The sequence below is a fragment of the Deinococcus alpinitundrae genome (assembly GCF_009982895.1).
GTDB classification, from domain to species: Bacteria; Deinococcota; Deinococci; order Deinococcales; family Deinococcaceae; genus Deinococcus; species Deinococcus alpinitundrae.
Genome location: NZ_WXZL01000346.1, coordinates 1 through 257, shown reverse-complemented (window position 1 = coordinate 257; position 257 = coordinate 1). Strand labels below are relative to the sequence as shown.

Annotated in this window: 1 pseudogene; it reads right to left on the bottom strand. The window is 57.6% G+C overall.

What is annotated here, in order from left to right:
- Window positions 1-59: 59 nt before the first annotated feature.
- Window positions 60-257: pseudogene (locus GUI70_RS23690) on the bottom strand (IS5 family transposase); the annotation flags it as partial.

Genomic DNA, 257 nt, shown 5'->3' with positions numbered 1-257 from the left:
GAAAGCAGTGGCGACACACATGATCATGTGTGTCGCCACGTTGATGACCACCTGGGTCTTCAGAGGGTGACGCTTTTTTTTGCCGCTGTACCAGCGCCGCTGCTTTTTTTGGGCCGTTCGCATGGGGTCTCGGTCGCGTCGACCGCAATCATCTGGAGGACGTTTTCGGCTTCCTTCAGCGCCTTTTTGCCAGGAAGTCGGAACTGTCCACTGGCCATCATGGCTGCTTCAACCCGTTCCACCGTGCGCTGCACGGT